The organism is Mucilaginibacter sp. GW822-FHT03E02 (assembly GCF_058801545.1).
Map to the genome: position 1 here is coordinate 1,418,827 of NZ_JBXANJ010000002.1, position 19,201 is coordinate 1,438,027.

Below are 19,201 nucleotides of genomic sequence, written 5' to 3' on the forward strand. Positions count from 1 at the left end.
TGAACATTTTAGACCAATTTTTAAACCTCCGGATAGGGTTATGTTAATATGTTTGTTTCAACCAACTATAGATCTGTTTCTCTGAAAAGGATTTTTTTCCTATCCAATATTTTATGGACCGGCTATTTGCGGATGAACGTATACCTAAAATAACATGCATCTTAAAAAACTGAACTTATTAGCAATTTTATTATTTTGCTTATGCTTAGCAGCGAGCGGGCAAAAAAACACCGCCGTTTATTCCTGGCAACATTTGCCAACCGCCGAATTACCATCCTTTAAAACCGACACCTTTAACATTGAAAAATTTGGTGCCAAAGCAGGCGGATTCACGCTTAATACACAAAGTATCAACGCGGCTATCAACGCGTGTAGCGAGCATGGTGGCGGTGTTGTACTCATCCCTCCCGGATTTTGGTTAACCGGCCCTGTTGTGATGAAAAATAATGTTAATCTTCATCTCAGCAAGGCTACAGTATTACAGTTTACATCTGATAAAAGCAGTTTCGCCCTTATTGAAGGGAACTTTGAAGGACACAAGTCCATCCGCAATCAGTCTCCCATCTCAGGTAAGGATCTGCAGAACATCGCCATTACCGGCGAGGGTATTGTTGACGGGCACGGAGAGGTTTGGCGCGCAATGGGTAAAGACAATATTACCGACCGCGATTGGAAAGCACTCATCGCTTCGGGCGGTGAGCTTAGCGATGACGGCCGTACCTGGTACCCTTCGGCCAGCTATGCTAAAGGTGCCCGCACCCGGAATGCAGGCTATATACAAACCGGCAAAAAACTGGACGATTACCAGGAGATAAAAGATTTTTTCCGCCCTAACCTCATCGTATTCAGTAATTGTAAAAAGGTGCTGCTGCAGGGTACAACGTTTCAAAACTCTGCAGCATGGTGCCTTCATACACTGCAATGCGAAGATCTGACATTTGATGGCGTGCATGTCCGCAATCCGTCAAATGCGCAGAACGGTGACGGCATGGATATTGAATCCTGCTCAAATGTGCGGGTAGTTAATTGCACTATTGATGCCGGAGATGACGGAATCTGTATTAAATCGGGAAAAGATGAAGAAGGCAGGAAAGTTGGCAACCCTTGTCAAAACATTTTGATCCAGAACAATGTGGTATACAGCGCCCACGGTGGCTTCGTGATCGGCAGCGAAATGTCAGGAGGCGCACATGATATTTTTGTTTCAGACTGCAGTTTTTTTGGTACCGACAATGGCTTGCGTTTTAAAACGGTAAGAGGGCGTGGCGGCGTGGTTGAAAATATTTATATCCGTAATATTTCCATGCGCAATATTGTGCACGATGCGATCCTGTTTGATATGTATTATTTTACTAAGGCACCTTCATTGGCCCAAACCGGCGGTGACGAAGAAAAACCACCTGTTGACGCCGGAACCCCTCAATTCCGCAATTTTTATATTAGTAATGTAGTTTGCGATGGCGCCAACCGGGCCATGCTCATCCGTGGCCTGCCTGAAATGAGCATCAAGGGCATCCACCTGGAAAATATTACGATCAAGGCAGATCACGGAGCCGAAATAATTGATGCCAGCGACGTTAGCCTGACCAATGTAATGCTGCAATGCAAAACCACCCGACCGTTGGTTCATATAGAAAACAGTAACAAAATCAGGATCGATAACCTTGTATCGGCGGCAAAACCTGATCTGCTGCTGAGTATTAATGGCAAGTATATGGGTCAGGTTAATTTATTGCACACAAATACCAGTTCGGCCGCCCAGGTGGCAGAATTTAAATATGGCGCGGATAAATCTGCATTAACAACGACAAAATAATCCGACAGGATAAATGGTGAAACATTTGCTTTTCAAACTAACCGTACTGGCATTAGTGATCTTTTCAACCCGTACACAGGCACAAAATTTTATGGAGATATGGCCGCATGGTCATATCCCAAACTCTAAAAACCTGCGGCTTACAGACAGCGTAGCTAATGAACGCATCTACAGGGTAATGCTGCCGGGAGTGTACGCGTTCTTTCCCGGGAAACAGGAAAACAAGGGTGCCGCAGTGGTTATTTGCCCGGGCGGCGGCTATGAGCGGCTTGCCTATGTGATCAGTGGGCTACAACTGGCTAAATGGTTCAACACCATGGGTGTTTCGGCATTTGTGCTTAACTACCGCCTCCCTAACTCTCCCGACTTGAAGCAACGTGAAATCGGTCCGTTGATGGATGCACAGCGAGCCATTCGCCACATCAGGGCAAATGCAGCAAAATGGGGCATCAATCCCGATAAGATCGGCATCATGGGTACATCGTCGGGTGGGCATCTTGCTGCTACCACAATTACCCAAACCACCGATGTTAGTGCAATTAAGGATAGCCTTGACCATGTTTCATTCAGTCCGAATTTTGCTATCCTCATTTCGCCGGTGATCGACCTCAGTACGTCGTACGCACATGCGGGTAGTGTTAAAAATTTATTGGGGCTCAACCCTACTGAGGATCTGAAGAAGCATTTTTCGGCCCAGCTTAACGTAAGCAGCACCACGCCCCCATGCTTTATTGCCGGTGCCGTTAATGATAAAGCAGTAAACCCAATGAATAGCCTGATGTTTTACCAGTCACTATTACAAAACAACGTGCCGGTAAGTTTTCACGCATTTCCGCAAGGCGCACATGCCATAGCGCTGCGCAATAATCCTGGATCGACTGAGTTGTGGACTAAATTATGCGAAATGTGGCTGATTGAAATGAATATCATCCCAGAAAAACTGCCAACCAAATAATTAATTATAACATCACCATGAAAAAACCGCGTCTAAGTAAAATCTATCGGTTTAGCCTGGCAATTATGATGCTGGGCGGCATAGCATTAAGCTTTATCCCGCCTAAAAAAAAGTTAACCATTTTTTTAGCAGGCGATTCAACAATGGCTGATAAAAAGGTAAGTGCATATCCCGAAACCGGTTGGGGAACGAGTTTCAAAATTTTTTTCGACTCAACCGTTGTGGTAGCCAACAAGGCCCAAAATGGCCGCAGCACCCGCACTTTCATCACTGACGGCCTTTGGAAGCAGATCACCGATAATTTGAATGCCGAGGATTATGTGCTGATACAATTTGGCCATAACGATGAGGTGCCTACCAAAAAATCAGCAACTACAGAAACGGAATTCAAAAACAACTTAATCCTTTATATTGATCAAACCCGGAGCAAGAAGGCAATACCGGTACTGATCACCCCGGTAACACGCCGCAGCTTTGACAGCACAGGCATAGTAACGGATACCCATGCGCGTTACGCCCGGATTGTACGCGATGTAGCCTTAGAAAAGCGTGTACAATTGATAGATCTTGACCAGGAAAGTATGGCGCTGGTACAGCGCTTCGGTCCCGAAGGGTCTAAATGGCTGTACAATTACCTGCAGCCCGGCGAAAACCCCAATTACCCCGACGGGAAAAAAGACGATACCCATTTCAATGAACTGGGTGCCCGCAAAATGGCCGAGATTGTACTGGCAGACTTGCGCAGGCTGTCACCAGAAATTAACAGCCGTGTAGTAGGATCTGATGGGGGATTAACCAGGTAGCATCATGAAAAGCAAAATCTTCTTTTTGGGCTTATCTTTAGGCCAGCTTGCATTTACAAAAGTTTCGGCGCAATCCAGGGAATGGCTAACCGCTACCCCGGATACCTCTTTTAACATTACCCGCGATTTTAGAAACAATGTAAAGAAATACCCATTCATTAAAATCGTTCCGGATAGCCCTTCCAAAGCAGTAACTGAGGTGCGTAACCTGGTTTATGGTAAAGTGGGCAGCCGCGAGTTGCATATTGATGCCTTTACGCCATCGGCAGCTAAGCAAAAGCCCACACCCGTAATCATTATCATACATGGCGGCGGTTGGCGTTCGGGTAACCGTGCACAGCATATTCCGCTGGCGCAACATTTGGCAGCTTTAGGTTATGCCAGCTTTACGGTAGAATATCGCCTGTCTACCGAAGCGCTTTATCCGGCTGCGGTGAATGATATCAAATCGGCAATACAATGGCTGCACGCTAACGCGAAAAGATTTAATATCAATACAAATAAGATTGCTGTTTTGGGCTTTTCAGCTGGCGGGCAGCTGGCCGCATTGGTAGGAATGACTTCAGGTTCAGATAAGTTTGATACGCTGGATTCTAATAAAGGTTATTCAAGTTCGGTACAGGCCGTGATCGATATTGATGGCACGCTCACCTTTGTGGCGCCCGACGCCTGGGAAACTCAAAACCAGCAAACAGTTGCGGCCTCAACTATGTGGTTAGGCTATAAACGGACCGAAAACCTTGATATCTGGACAGAGGCCAGCCCCCTCACCTATGCCGAACGTAATAAGCTCCCTTTTCTGTTCCTGAATAGCGCGGTTGACAGAATGCATGCCGGTCGTGATGTATTTAAAGACATGATGGATAAAAAAGGCGTATATGTACGGATTGATAATTTTAAAGATACGCCGCACACTTTCTGTTTATATCAGCCCTGGTTTAACCCCATGGTAAACAACATTGATCAGTTTCTAACCAAAATATTTAAATAAACACCATGATGAAAAGCTTTTTACGCCTGCAAATACTTGGTTTTATATTGTTAACAGTTCAAGCGGTCAGTGCCCAATCAGCCAGGCCTTATTCACAGCAAATGGCGCACACCGTCATGACGATATGGAAAGACAGCCTGCCAACAGGCAACAAATGGACTTATGACCAGGGTGTTATACTGAAGGGATTTGAAAATATATGGCATCAAACCGGCGACAGGCAATATTTCGATTTTATAAAACACTGTATGGATAAATTTGTGCAGCCAGACGGCAGTATCCGTACGTATAATCTGTCCGATCATAACCTCGATTTTATCCTTTGCGGCCGCAATGTGCTGATGCTGTACCAGCAAACACACCAGGATAAGTACCTGAAAGCAGTGCAAACATTGCGCGAACAATTGCATACACAGCCCCGTACGTTTGATGGTGGTTTCTGGCATAAAAAGCGTTACCCAAACCAAATGTGGCTGGATGGTCTGTACATGGCCGAGCCGTTTTACGCCGAATATGCGGCCACTTTTCGCGAGGATACAGCTTTCAATGATATTGCCCGCCAGTTTATATTAATGGAAAAACATTCGCGGGATGAAAAAACAGGATTGCTGTACCATGCCTGGGACGCATCAAAGAAAGAACGCTGGGCGGATCCGCAAACCGGGCGTTCACCAAACTTTTGGGGGCGGGCCATGGGCTGGTACGGCATGGCGTTGGTTGATGCATTGGATCAATTTCCTCCTAATCATCCCGGGCGTAAGGAACTGCTGGCTATCCTGCAGCGTTATGCCGCAGCAGTGGAGCGCTGGCAGGATAAACCTACCGGACTTTGGTACGAAGTGCTGGACAAAGGAGATGAAAAAGGTAATTACCAGGAAGCGTCTGTATCATGTATGTTTGTGTATACGCTGGCTAAGGCCGTACGTCAAAAATATCTGCCCGCAAGCTATATGCCCGTGGCGCGGAAAGGGTATACAGGTATTATTAAAAAATTTATCCGTACCGATAACAAGGGCCTTATGGTGTTGGATGGCACTGTTCAGGTAGGCGGCCTGGGCGGTAAGCCTTACCGCGATGGCAGCTACGCTTATTACCTGAGTGAAAAGGTAATTACCAATGATGCCAAAGGTGTTGGCGCTTTTATACTCGCAGCTACAGAAATTGAATGGTTGAAGGGGGAAAAATAACATAATATGAAAAAGATCATACTCGGCTTGTTACTGCTGGCGGCAGTTGCTGTTTGCCAGGCGCAACCTGTTACTAAGGTTTACAAAGAAATAATCGTGGCGCAGGATGGCAGCGGCGATTTTAAATCCATACAGGAAGCGGTAAACGCCGTTCGTGATTTGGGCGCTATACAGGTGCCTATTCACATCAAAAAAGGTATCTATCATGAAAAGCTGGTAATACCATCGTGGAAAACACATATCTCGCTTATTGGAGAGGATAAGGAAAATACCATTATCACCAATGATGACTATTCGGGCAAACCCGTACCTGGTGGTAAAGATGCCTTTGGCAGGGATAAATTTTCAACTTACACCTCTTACACTGTACTGGCTGCCGGCAATAATTTCGTAGCAGAAAACCTCACCATTATCAATTCGGCCGGCCGCGTAGGACAAGCGGTGGCGCTGCATATAGAAGGCGACCGCTGCATTGTACGTAACTGTAAGCTACTGGGCAACCAGGATACGCTGTATACCGCCACCGCTACATCGCGCGAGCTATTTCAGGATTGTTATATTGAAGGCACTACAGATTTCCTGTTTGGCGAAGCTACCGTTGTTTTCCAGCGCTGCATTATTAAAAGCCTGGTCAACTCTTATATTACCGCAGCGGCCACCACCTCTTTGCAAAAATATGGTTATGTGCTGATGAACTGTAAGCTGATTGCAGAGGAATCAGTAAACAAGGAATACCTGGGCAGGCCGTGGAGATCATACGCCAAAACGGTATTTCTGAACACCGAAATGGGCGCTCACATTATTCCACAGGGCTGGGACCCGTGGAAAGGTGATAGCATGTTCCCCGATAAGGAAAAAACTGCTTATTATGCCGAATATAAAAACACCGGACCGGGAGCTAACCCTAAAGCCCGCGTACAATGGTCGCACCAGCTAACAGATCGGGAAGCAAAACAATATACAATCAAGAACATCCTTGGCGGTAGTGATAACTGGGACCCGGAAGCTAAATAATTATGAAAAACACTATCTGTATACTGGCTTTCGCTGCCGCTGTACCTTTTGCAAACGCGCAGGTAAAACCCGTAGCAAAAAGCAACTATATATCTAAAGTATGGGTTGCCGACCAGGGCAACGGCACCTATAAAAACCCGGTGCTGAATGCCGATTATTCAGATCCGGACGCGATACGTGTAGGCGATGACTTTTATCTTGTTTCATCCAGTTTTGAGGATATACCGGGGTTGCCCATATTACATTCAAAAGACCTGGTGAACTGGAGCATCATTGGTCACGCCCTGGTACGCCAGCCGCCGTTTGATCATTTTGATATTCCCCGTCACGGTGATGGTGTTTGGGCGCCCGCACTGCGTTATTATAAAAGTGAGTTTTACCTGTATTATCCTGATCCCGATTATGGCATTTACCTTATAAAAGCCAAAAACGCGGCCGGGCCATGGAGCAACCCCGTAATGGTTTATGCAGGCAAAGGTTTAATTGACCCCTGCCCGCTGGTGGATGATGACGGGCAGATGTACCTGGTGCATGGCTTTGCCGGCAGCCGTGCCGGTATTAAAAGTATTATCGCTGTAAACAAGCTGAATGCCGATGGCACCAAAGTAACTGATACCGGCGTAATAGTTTATGATGGGCACGAAACCGACCCAACCATTGAGGGCCCTAAGTTTTACAAGCGGAATGGTTATTACTACATTTTTGCACCGGCTGGAGGGGTGCCTACCGGGTGGCAGCTGGTATTAAGGTCAAAAAACATTTATGGCCCCTACGAGCGTAAAGTAGTGATGGATCAGGGTAAAACAACTGTTAATGGCCCACATCAGGGTGCCTGGGTTACTACCCAAACCGGCGAAGACTGGTTCCTGCACTTTCAGGATAAAGAACAATACGGCCGTGTGGTACACCTGCAGCCTATGATTTGGCAAAATAACTGGCCGGTAATTGGTGCCGATAAAGATGGTGATGGCAAAGGCGAACCTGTACTGGTTTACAAGAAGCCAAATGTGGGTAAAACCTACCCTATAGAAACACCGGTTGAAAGCGATGAATTTAATGGGACCACCCTCGGCCTGCAATGGCAGTGGATGGCCAACGCGCGGGCCAGCTGGTATTATATGAACCCCGGCAAAGGCGCGCTGAGGCTTTATTCGGATAAGATGCCTGACGGCGCTAAAAACCTTTGGGGAGCCGGAAATGTGCTGCTACAGAAATTTATGGCCGACGAGTTTGAGGCCACAACCAAAATGACCTTCGCCCCCAATATTAAACTGGAAGAAAAAGCCGGCTTAACCGTCATGGGTTTTAGCTATGCCGGCATAGCGGTAAAAAATAAAAAAGACGGCATATACCTGGTGTTTGACCATTGCAAAGATGCAGATAAAGGCAACGCCGAAGAAGAGAAAACCATTACAAAACTGGATAAGCCTGCTGTATGGCTGCGCGTAAAGGTAAGTGCCGGGGCCAAGTGCGATTTTAGCTACAGCACCGACGGGCAAACATTCATTAATGCAGGCGAAACGTTCCAGGCAGAAGTGGGGCGATGGATAGGCGCAAAGGTTGGCATATTCTGCACGCGCGATACACAAATCAATGATTCGGGCTATGCTGATTTTGACTGGTTTAGGGTTACGCCTATTGACAAATAACTATGGGGTAATAAATTATATGATGGTGCTTGAAAATTCAGGGGTATGATAAGCAAAATAAAATTTATAGATTTAACGGTATTGTGGCAGTCTGCCAGTATAGCCTAATTGTAAGTTAATGTTTTTTTGGGGTAGAAAATTATATGAAGCTTAGGTGTTTTTTGTGCATGTTTTTGTTTTGGTTATTAACCAGAGCTGCGTTTTGTCAAATACATTGCATAACCGAACATTACTCAACCGAAGACGGCTTATCTCATGATGTTATTGCATCAATATTTAAAGACCGGCAGGGATATATGTGGTTTGGCACCTGGGATGGCCTTAACCGCTTTGATGGGCGCAAATTTACGGTCTTCAAGTCTTTAGCCGGCGATTCGTCGCAAATCAATAATAATCGTATCGATCAGATTACCGAAGACAACTACGACCATCTTTGGATCAAAGCTTATGATTCCCAGATCTATCGCTTCGATAAAAAGACAAGCCGCTTTCTTTCACTCGCTCTTATCCTCAACCTGAAGGAGAAGATTATTTTTGATAAGATCTTATCCCTGGATCAGGACACCCTATGGGTTAGCACATTAAACAACGGAATTATTTGCGTTAGCAGAATCAATAGCGCGGGAACAAGCTACAGGAGTTATGTACAAAACGCTACGTCAACTTCGAAGCTGCCTTCAAAAAAGTTTAAATTTTTTTATGGGGATAGTGAGGGGAAGAAATGGATAGGGACAGAGCACGGTCTTGTATGCCTTGAAAAACGGCAAAAAAACGGCAGCTATCAAATAGCTGATTTAGATCAACATCCTGAAGAAGCATTTACCTGTGTTGCCGAAAGCAAATCGCAGCTATTTTTTGGCACAAGAAGCGGCACCTTGTATTTATATGATAAGCAGGAAAAACAGTTCTCCAAACAAAGAATAAGTACTGCTGATATAAATGCGATACTGGTTAACCGCAGCCATACAAAAGCTTATTTAACAACGGGAAACGGCGAACTGCTGTCATTCACTTTAGGGATTGGCCTGTTATCGCGCACGATTTATCATGCTGGCGAATCGTTACATACAATTTTCGAAGACCATTCAGGCGCGCTTTGGATTGAACCGGGCACAAAAGGAGCTATCCGCTTTGATCTGTCAACTCAAACATTCACAACATTTGTTCAAAAAAACGATGCCCAAAAAACCAATTTTGCTAATCATTTTAAGGTGATAGAAGATAAAAATGGTGTTGTTTGGTGTGTGCTGAGAGATGGCGGATTTGGCTATTATGATAACGATTCAAAACAGTTTAAATACTTTTATAATGAGCCCGGTTCAAATAGCCGTCGTTTTTCAAACCTTGTAACCACCGTGTATTATGACCCTGCCGGTATCTTTTGGTTGCATACAGATGAACATGGCCTTGAAAAAATAATTTTCCCGCCAAACGTTTTTCAAACCAGTTTACTAAATGAGCATGCCGACTTCCAATCAGATAATGAGGTGAGAGGAATTTGTGCCGACCGGCAAAACAGACTATGGTTTGGATTAAAAAACGGGCAGGTTTTAATTTACAAAAACGGGAAACGGCTGCCGGTAACTTTCACAAATTTTGTAGGGCAGAATATTGGTGGGGTTTATTGTATTACACAGGACCATAACGGGGTTATTTGGATGGGAACTAAAACCAAAGGCTTATATCAGGCTACCCCTACCGATTCTTCTGAGCTTCATTACCGGCTGATAAACTACCGCTATGCCCCCTCCGATCCGGCATCCATTAACAGCGACGAAATTTATTCGATAAAAGAAGACAAGGAAGGGCGCATCTGGATAGGTACGTTTGATAACGGGCTATGTTTGCTCAATAGGAACAATGGCAATATTTCATTCACGAGGCTTTCTGACAACGGAACGGGGTACCCACAAAGCTGTCTTAAAATAAGATATTTAGCAACGGATGTGAAAGGACGTTTATGGATAGCAGCCACAGGTGGCCTGGTAATTCTGAATTATAAAAACGGTAAACTTTTATACGAAACTTACAAGAAAGTACCCGGCAATCCTCAAAGCCTGGGCAATAACGATATCCAGCACATCTATCGCGATAACAAAAACCAAATGTGGCTTGTAACATCTGGTGGCGGATTAAACCTGGCTGTTGGCGACCAGCAAACCGGCCTGCAAAAGTTTAAAGCATACACTTCAAAACAAGGTTTGGCCAATGATTATGTAATGAGTTGTATCGGCGACGGATATCATCACTTATGGTTGGCTACTAAGGCCGGTTTATCCATGTTTGATTTGAATACCCGAAAGTTTAAAAATTTCAATTCTTATGATGGTATTCCTAAAAAAGGATTTTCTGAAAGTTCATGCCAGGCAACAAAAGATGGCAAACTGGTGTTTGGTGCAGTAAGAGGCTATATGATTTTCGATCCGGGCCAGGTTAAAAACGATGCGATTAAAGCAAATTTAGTACTAACCAACCTGCAGGTGAACAACAGAGATGTGGCGATCAAAGATAGCACCCGGATCCTTGATCGTGATATTAACTACGCTGATGGTGTTAAATTAAAACATAATCAAAATATTTTCAGCCTGGACTATGCTGTTTTGGATTACCGCTCGGGCAATCACTTAACCATCGCTTATCGTTTAAAAGGGTTTGATAACGAATGGCATGAGGATAGCGACCAACAGCGGGCTACCTATACTAACCTACCCGCCGGTAACTATACTTTTGAGGTAAAATGTGATGATCCCGACAGGTTTATAAACGTCCCTTATAAAAGCCTGGCCATTACGGTGCTTGCTGCGCCCTGGGCAACCTGGTGGGCATATTTTATTTATGCTATTATCATTTGCGCAATCCTGGCCGCTATCAGGCAAAACGCTTTAACTATGCTGAAGTTAAAGCAAAAGATGGCCGTTGAGCAGAAAATGACCGAATTAAAGCTGAGTTTTTTTACCAATATTTCGCACGAGCTGCGTACTCCGCTTACGCTTATTATCAATCCCATTAATGAGCTTGTGCAACGAGCTTACCTCAGTAGGGATGATCGTCAATACCTCACTATTATTCAGCGCAACGCAAACCGTATGGTACGTTTTGTAAACCAATTACTGGACTTTAGGAAGGTGCAAAGCGGCAAGGCAAAATTAAATCTTTCGGCTATCAATATGGTTGAATTTATTACTGATGTAGCCGGTTATTTTGAAGAAACGCGGCAACTGAAAAATATTGAATTTGCCTTTAAAACCGATGTAGATACGGCCATGGTTTGGCTGGATCCTGAAAAAATAGAAACCGTATTATATAACCTGATCGGCAACGCCTATAAGTTTACCCCCGAAAGAAAAAAAATAACGGTGCACTTGCAGATGAAGGACACCGGCGATATGATAATTGATATTACGGATGAAGGGTGCGGAGTACTGCCATCTGAAATTGATAACTTATTTGATCTTTATACCGAAGGCTCGCACCCTAATACCGGCCATTTAAAGGGTACGGGCATTGGGCTGGCCTTGTCGAAAGAGTTGGTTGAACTTCACCACGGCACTATCAGCGCACAGAACAGAGAGCCCGGGGGCTTTTGGGTACGGATAACTTTGCCGGTAAATGCTGTTACAACCTTGGCTCCGATTGATAATACTGTGCCTGAAGGCAAACAAAACGCCGTATTGTCACAGCCACTGCATGCAGACATTGAAAATGAACAACACGTTTATACCGGGCTAAATAACGAGCCTTTACTGGTTTTGGTAGAAGATAATCAGGACATGCGCGAATTGATCAGGATGCAGTTAAGCGGCAGGTACCGGATAGAAACTGCTGCCGATGGCGTTGAAGGCTGGGAAAAAATATTAAAACTACAGCCCGACGTAATTTTAAGTGATGTAATGATGCCACGGATGGATGGACTGGAACTATTGGGTAAGATAAGGAATGATGCCGCCACCAGCCATATACCGGTAGTATTACTTACAGCTAAAACAGCTGTTGAAAGCCAGATAGCGGGTTTAAACTACGGGGCCGATTACTACATTACAAAGCCCTTTGATACCAGCTTTTTGTTAACTACCCTTAAAAACATTATAGAACGCCGGAGCAGGCTGGTTAATGAAATGATGAGCGGTAAGGCAGTAGTGAGTTTAAATCCGGGGGATATCATAGTAACATCAAAAGATGAAATATTTTTGAAAAAGGTATTAGAACTGATTGATGCGGGTATGGACAAACCTGATTTTAATATCGAGTCGGTTGCCGAAGTGATCAACATGTCGAGGCAAACTTTTTATCGTAAACTGAAAAGCCTTACCCAGCTCAGCCCGGTTGAATTTGTTCGCGATCACAGGCTTTTACGGGCGCAGCAATTACTGGACGCCGGCAGCGATAATATCTCCCAAATTGCTTATGCCGTGGGTTTTAACAGCCCCAAATACTTTGCTACCTGTTTTAAAGCAAAGTTCAATATTTCTCCCTCCGATTATCAAAAAACGCCAAAGTCATCTCCAGAGATCATTCGTTAGCCTCATAGCAACCCATCAATTCAGGATGCCGGGACAAAGGTGTACATAAACCAAAAGTATGCAGTGTTCCTGGTATTTTAATTTAAATTATTAAACGGTGGGATTGTTTATGTCAAAACCGCGTGAATACTAAGTGCTAAAACGCATCCCATTGCCCTTTAAGCAAAAAAAACGCCCTTGCTGAACTAATTTTAAACCATTTTGGCCAAATTTCAACCCTGTTGTGGGGCATATTTATATAGGTTTGTTTTTAACACACCGGTCACCTGGCCTATCCGGGCATCGATGCTGATAACTAATTATAACCAATATTAACCTTGCCGGCAACAACCAATAGTCGGCGATTTAACTTTTTTGCTATGAGAAAAATTTTACTTTTTTTTTCAATTATTGCGCAACGTTTTATTCACGTGCAATCACAACACCCGCCTAACCTTCGGTTCGGCTAAAAATGCAGACCGGACAAATAGAGCCGTTACAGCTTAAACTTATTGCAAAGGCACAACCGGCACTTTTTACTGATAAAAAACCGGCAGATCGATGTTCGTTTTGCCTGTATTGTCCAATTCAGTCCCATCTAATTTATAATCCAATTATCAAACCAATTTAATAATGAATTTACCTGAACAATTACTAATCAATGCCGGGCCCGGGCGTCAAAAGATCCGGCTTCTTAACCGAAGCTTTGTACTCAGCATCTTTTTTTTGCTGGCGATGACCTGCCGGCTATTCGCCCAGGCAGACAAAACAGTAAGTGGAACCGTCACAGACGAACGTGCCCGGTCATTACCGGGGGTAAGCATAACCATTAAAGGTACTTCAACCGGCACAATTACCAATGCGGATGGCCATTACAGCTTAAAAGTTAAACCCGGCCAGGATGTACTGGTGTTTTCTTTTATTGGCTATGCTTCCATTGAAGAAACCATCAACAACCGTACAACCATTAACATATCGCTCGAGGGACGCCTAAAAGACCTGAATGAGGTTGTGGTTATAGGTTACGGTGCGGTTAAAAGGCGCGATTTAACCGGCGCGGTAGCCTCCGTTAGTGGGAAGGACATTGCGGCTACGCCGGTTCCTAACGTGGCGCAGGCCATGCAGGGTAAGTTGCCGGGGGTAAACATTACCTCGCAGGATGGCCGCCCGGGCGCAGGTGTTAACATCCGTGTACGCGGCGGAACCTCCATATCACAAAGCAACCAGGCATTGGTACTTATTGATGGGGTACCGGGCAATTTAAATGATATCCCCGGCGACCAGGTAGAAAGTATCGACGTGTTAAAAGATGCCTCATCGGCAGCTATATATGGTTCACGTGGTGCTAATGGCGTGGTGCTTGTTACCACCAAATCGGCAAAAGCAGGTAAAACCAACGTAAGCTATAATGGCTATGTTAAAATTAATACGCCAAGCAAATATTTACAGGCGTTGAGCCCTTACGACTACCTGCAATATGTGTGGGCTAATGCGGCCGCAAACGGAACCGCTTATCAAACACCTTTTGAGCAATTATATGGCCTGGGGGCAAATGCGGGCAATAATGCCGGGGGAATACAGAGTTACCAGAACCTAGCAACAGATGATATCCAAAAACAAGCCTATAAACAGTCGGTATCATGGAACCACTCCCTTACCATAACTGGAGGCACCGACAAAACAAAAATACTGTTCTCTGCCACTTACAGCGATGATGAGGGGATGAAACTGCAATCATATCAGCGCCGGGCAACAGCAGCATTTAAACTTACCCAAAAAATATTTGACAATGTTACGTTTGACATTAATACCCGCTATGCCAATACACCAACACTTGGAGATGAAAGTGTTACCAGCGGCAGCGGGTCAATATTATCTTCTGCATATCGCTTTCGCCCTATTGCCACCAACCATATTTTAGGCAATCTGTCTGCATTAACTGCAAGTAACAATATATCGCAATACGGTAAAAACGCTTTATGGGATAGCTATAGTCCTGTAGCACGTATCAGTGATTACGACCCGCTTAGCCTTTCCTCAAATTTTGTGGGGATAGCCTCATTGAATTGGGAGATCATTAAAGGCTTAACCTACCATACCGATTTTAGCGGAAACGGCACCTGGACTCAGCGTAAATATTGGTCGGGCGCTACTTACAATGGCTATATGGACGATGCAACCGGTAATAAATTGTATGCCGGCAATGCCGACTATCGCAAAAACGACAGCTGGGGCCTGCGCTGGGCAAACACATTGGGCTACGAGTTTAATATTAATAAGGACAATAAAATTAATTTATTGGCAGGTACGGAGTTCTTCAACTCGGGAGGTACCGGCATTTCTATACAGGCAAATTACTTTCCTTCAAACTTTACCGAGCAAACAGCCTTTGCCCAGATCAACCAATACGACAGGACAAAAAACTCATTCGCGTTTTCATCCAGCGTAAACACCCCCGACCGTCTTAATTCATACTTTGCCCGTGCCATGTATAACTTCAAGGACAAGTATTTATTGACACTCACATTCCGTGCCGACGGTTCTTCCAGGTTTGCCGGCAACAACCGCTGGGGATATTTCCCGGGCGGTGCATTTGCATGGAGGATATCGCAGGAACCTTTCATGAAAAATGTTAACTGGGTCGACAATTGGAAACTTCGCGCATCTTTCGGCGCCGTTGGTAATAATAATATCCCTACGGGGCTTAACACACAATCATGGGGTTCTGTAACTGATCCAAGAAACCAGTACGACATCAACCACACTACCCTTGCTGCGTATTCATTAAGCAACCCCACCGTTTTATCCAATCCAAACCTGAAATGGGAAACTACCATTACCCGCGATATTGGAACGGATTTCAGTTTGTTTGGTGATAGGTTATCGGGTACTGTTGATGTGTATTGGAATACAACTAAAGACGTACTTACCCAAACTACTATACCTGGTGTTACCGGCTTCACCTATACTTATGCCAACATCGGGCAAATAAGTAACCGGGGGGTAGAACTGTCGCTTTTAGGTACAATTTTCAAAAACCAAAATTGGAGGGTTACTGCAGGTGGTAACATTACTTTTAATAAAAACAAGGTAGACAAGCTTGCAGATAACGTAACGGGGTTATACGGCACAAGCTGGGCTGGCAGCGCAACTTACCCGGCATCAGATTACCAGCTTGTAGTGGGCCAGCCTGTTGGCCTGGTACGCGGCTTAACTTATGATGGCTTTTACACCCCTAATGACTTTACCTACAGCAATGGCTTGTATACACTAAAAACCGGTGTACCCGACCTTACAAGTGTCTCTGGCGGCGTAGTGCATGGGCTTGCCACCGGAACAGATCGTCCGACCGGCCAGATTGCCTATCCCGGCCTGCCTAAGTATAAAGACTTGAATAACGACGGTAAAATAGACGATAAAGATCTTTCTGTTATTGGCAAAACCACTCCGAAGTTTACTGGTGGCTTTAATATTAGTGTTGCGTATAAAAATATCGACCTGGGGCTAAACTTCAATTACAGTGTAGGTAACGATATTTACAATGCCAATAAACTGGCGTCGTTGTATGGCCCTAAGGAAGCAGGCGTTTATGAAAACAAACTGGCTATCATGGCCAACGCCTACAAAATTTACAATGTTGTTAACGGCCAGCTTGTTCGGTTACAAACACCTGATGAGTTTAATGCAGCAAACGCAAATGCCAATTTACCTCTGGCTTACAGCGAAACGGGAGTAACATCAACCCTGGGTATCGAAAAAGGTTCATTCCTTCGCCTTAACACGCTTACTTTGGGATATACTGTCCCTAAATCTGTCCTGAAAAAAGTTGGCAACGGCAGCCTGCGTGTATATGGCAGCGTTTATAACCTGCTTACCATTACCAGCTACAGGGGGCTCGACCCGGAAGTAGGCGTTAATGATAATGCCAATAGTTCGCCATATCCAACCACTGGCTACGATTTTGGTTCCTATCCCCGTGCACGGTCATTTGTTGTAGGAGTAAACCTTAATTTCTAACAGTTTAAACACAAAACATGAAAACATATATAAAATATATAGCCGCAGTTGCCTTGTGTCTATCTTTTACCCAGTGTAAAAAAAGCTACCTGGATGTAACATCGCCATCCAGTGTGGATGATAATTTTGTTACCACAACAACTTCCGAAACCTTCAAATCACTTTCCTGGTGCTACTCCAACTATCGTCAAAATTGCATTATGGGCGTTTACCGCTGGAATGATCCCGTTGGATCGGACGCGGAATATTACCCTGAAGATGGGTCAACAAATAACCTGAATGCCATTGGCCGTTCCGATCAGTTGGGGGTTGACGTAGTTGCAACCGGGTTTAACTCTCTTTATCAAACGCTTGCACTGGCCAGCAGGTTAGCTAACGTCATAGCCGCTAAGGATGCTTACAAAGCTGACGTAGCTGCCGGTAAAACCACCGATTGGACACAACTGTATGGTGAAGCCATTACCATGAGGGCGTTCTGTTATTTTCAATTAACACTGCATTTTGGCGATGTGCCGTATGGCTATGAAAATACAAGTGCCAGTGATTATTCGTTAGCCTCACGCTTTGATATTTACGACAGTTTGATTGATGGCCTTAAAAAGGCAGAGCCACAGATGTACAGCATAGGCCAGGGCAATATCAACCAGGAGCGCATGTCGCGCACATTTTGCGATGCTTTGATTGGTCAGATAGCACTTTTTGCCGGTGGCTATCAAACCATACGTACTGATGTAAGCGGACTGTACGGAAGCGTTACCTTTACCAAAAAAGGCAGCGAGGCCAACAAATGCGTATACGCCCGCCGTACCGATTACCTCACCTATTATCAAACAGCAAAAACTTACCTGCAGAAAGCTATTGATAACAAAGGCACTGCTGGTTTGATCACTACCGACAGTAGGGGCGCGAACATCAACAACCCGTTCCAGCGCCACTTCCAATATTTTAATGATTTAACGGTGAGCCCCGAATCAATATTTGAAATAGGCAACATACAAGGGGGTACGCTCACAACCACCAGCGAATACCCATATGCTTTTGGCCGTCCGTCTGATGGTGGCTCATCTGTAAGTGCACCCACAAAAACTTTCGGTGCACTGCGTATTATTCCTACTGTTTATTATGGCGAGTATGAAAATGCAGATCACCGCAGGGATGCAAGTGCCACCGTTACAGCAAGTAAAGGCGATGGAAATGAAAAGATGATCGCCTTTACACCGGGCAGTAAAAGCCTGGGCGGCATAGCCACCAATAAATGGGACGATAACCGTATGGCTACTCCAAACGTAGCCTCTCAGCGGGCATCGGGTATAAACTGGCCTATTTTAAGAATGGCCGACGTTATTTTAATGCTGGCGGAAGTTAAAGCTGAATTGGGCGAAAATGATGCTGTTACCCTGGTTAACCAGATAAGGCAGCGGGCTTTTGGTAATACACAGCACAACATTAACCTTGCAGGGCAGGCATTAAAAGATGCCATATTGGAGGAGCGTAAACTTGAGCTGCTTGGCGAAGGGACGCGCCGCTGGGACCTGATCCGTTCGGGTACTTACGCTGAAAGGGCCATAGCAGTTCAACAGGAAATGGCTGCAACAATTAACGATATAAAAACCCTTGGTTACCATCACTTTGCCAATGGCAACGATTTTCCGGCTTATATATGGATCAAGAAGGTTGCATTAACTAATCCGCTAACTTATGACTGCGCAGCAACAGATACCCTGACTAACCCGGCTGCCTATCCGGCATGGAGAGGGCAGTACAATTATAGTACAAATGCCACGGTGGCCAGTAAAGTAGTTGGTACAACCCACAACGTAGCCATACAGGGCTTGTTCCGCTATATTGACCCTGCCGGTACAGAAGCTGCTGCTTTACAGACCAATGGTTATACTAAAACTAACTGGGGAGTTGATTTGGTCAAGGCTGTTACCGTGTACCAAAGAAACATTCTTTCGGGCATAACATCAGCCGGTGACCCGCCACGGGTTTATTGGCCCATTCCATCTGAAACGATCAGCAAATCTAAAGGTAAGGTAACCAATGGCTACGGATTAGCACAGCAATAATTATCGGTTTCGGCGATTGATCCGTCTTTGTATAATATAATCATTGAGCTATATCTGTAAAAGAAAGACGGCTGTGTATAAATGAAGCGCCCCAAAAGTTAGACAAACTTAATTTAATTATTCATAAGATGAGCCCGGTAAAATACCGGGCTCATTCCTTTTAGATATTTTTTTAAAGCTTGCAGATCGTCTTTATTAAGG

At 44.8% G+C, this 19,201-nt stretch carries 10 protein-coding genes; all 10 read left to right on the forward strand.

Going from position 1 to position 19,201, the window contains the following annotated elements; translation table 11 throughout:
- The first annotated feature begins 154 nt into the window (after window positions 1-154).
- The 10 genes from AC1RM2_RS32345 to AC1RM2_RS32390 all read left to right on the forward strand — a co-directional run bounded on the left by AC1RM2_RS32345 (window position 155) and on the right by AC1RM2_RS32390 (window position 19,000).
- Window positions 155-1,816: a glycoside hydrolase family 28 protein gene (locus tag AC1RM2_RS32345; protein ID WP_492989256.1), complete on the forward strand. Its 1,662-nt coding sequence runs from the start codon at window positions 155-157 to the stop codon at window positions 1,814-1,816.
- Window positions 1,817-1,829: 13 nt separating this feature from the next.
- Complete coding sequence (locus AC1RM2_RS32350; protein ID WP_492989257.1) at window positions 1,830-2,771, forward strand: alpha/beta hydrolase; 942 nt, start codon at window positions 1,830-1,832, stop codon at window positions 2,769-2,771.
- A 17-nt stretch (window positions 2,772-2,788) separates the two neighbouring features.
- Window positions 2,789-3,574, forward strand: coding sequence for a rhamnogalacturonan acetylesterase (locus tag AC1RM2_RS32355; RefSeq protein WP_492989258.1), 786 nt, complete (start codon window positions 2,789-2,791; stop codon window positions 3,572-3,574).
- A gap of 4 nt (window positions 3,575-3,578) precedes the next feature.
- Window positions 3,579-4,565, forward strand: coding sequence for an alpha/beta hydrolase fold domain-containing protein (locus AC1RM2_RS32360; protein ID WP_492989259.1), 987 nt, complete (start codon window positions 3,579-3,581; stop codon window positions 4,563-4,565).
- 5 nt (window positions 4,566-4,570) lie between these two features.
- The gene (locus AC1RM2_RS32365) at window positions 4,571-5,752 is read left to right on the forward strand and encodes a glycoside hydrolase family 88/105 protein (protein WP_492989260.1); all 1,182 of its coding nucleotides are present in this window, start codon (window positions 4,571-4,573) and stop codon (window positions 5,750-5,752) included.
- 6 nt (window positions 5,753-5,758) lie between these two features.
- The gene (locus AC1RM2_RS32370) at window positions 5,759-6,766 is read left to right on the forward strand and encodes a pectinesterase family protein (protein ID WP_492989261.1); all 1,008 of its coding nucleotides are present in this window, start codon (window positions 5,759-5,761) and stop codon (window positions 6,764-6,766) included.
- Between the two features lie 2 nt (window positions 6,767-6,768).
- Window positions 6,769-8,415: a glycoside hydrolase family 43 protein gene (locus AC1RM2_RS32375; protein WP_492989262.1), complete on the forward strand. Its 1,647-nt coding sequence runs from the start codon at window positions 6,769-6,771 to the stop codon at window positions 8,413-8,415.
- Window positions 8,416-8,558: 143 nt separating this feature from the next.
- A complete protein-coding gene (locus AC1RM2_RS32380; protein WP_492989263.1) occupies window positions 8,559-12,935 on the forward strand; it encodes a hybrid sensor histidine kinase/response regulator transcription factor in 4,377 nt (1,458 codons plus the stop codon).
- A 612-nt stretch (window positions 12,936-13,547) separates the two neighbouring features.
- Window positions 13,548-16,931, forward strand: coding sequence for a SusC/RagA family TonB-linked outer membrane protein (locus AC1RM2_RS32385; RefSeq protein ID WP_492989264.1), 3,384 nt, complete (start codon window positions 13,548-13,550; stop codon window positions 16,929-16,931).
- A 17-nt stretch (window positions 16,932-16,948) separates the two neighbouring features.
- Window positions 16,949-19,000, forward strand: a complete 2,052-nt coding sequence (locus AC1RM2_RS32390; protein ID WP_492989265.1) for a RagB/SusD family nutrient uptake outer membrane protein — start codon at window positions 16,949-16,951, stop codon at window positions 18,998-19,000.
- Window positions 19,001-19,201 lie beyond the last annotated feature (201 nt).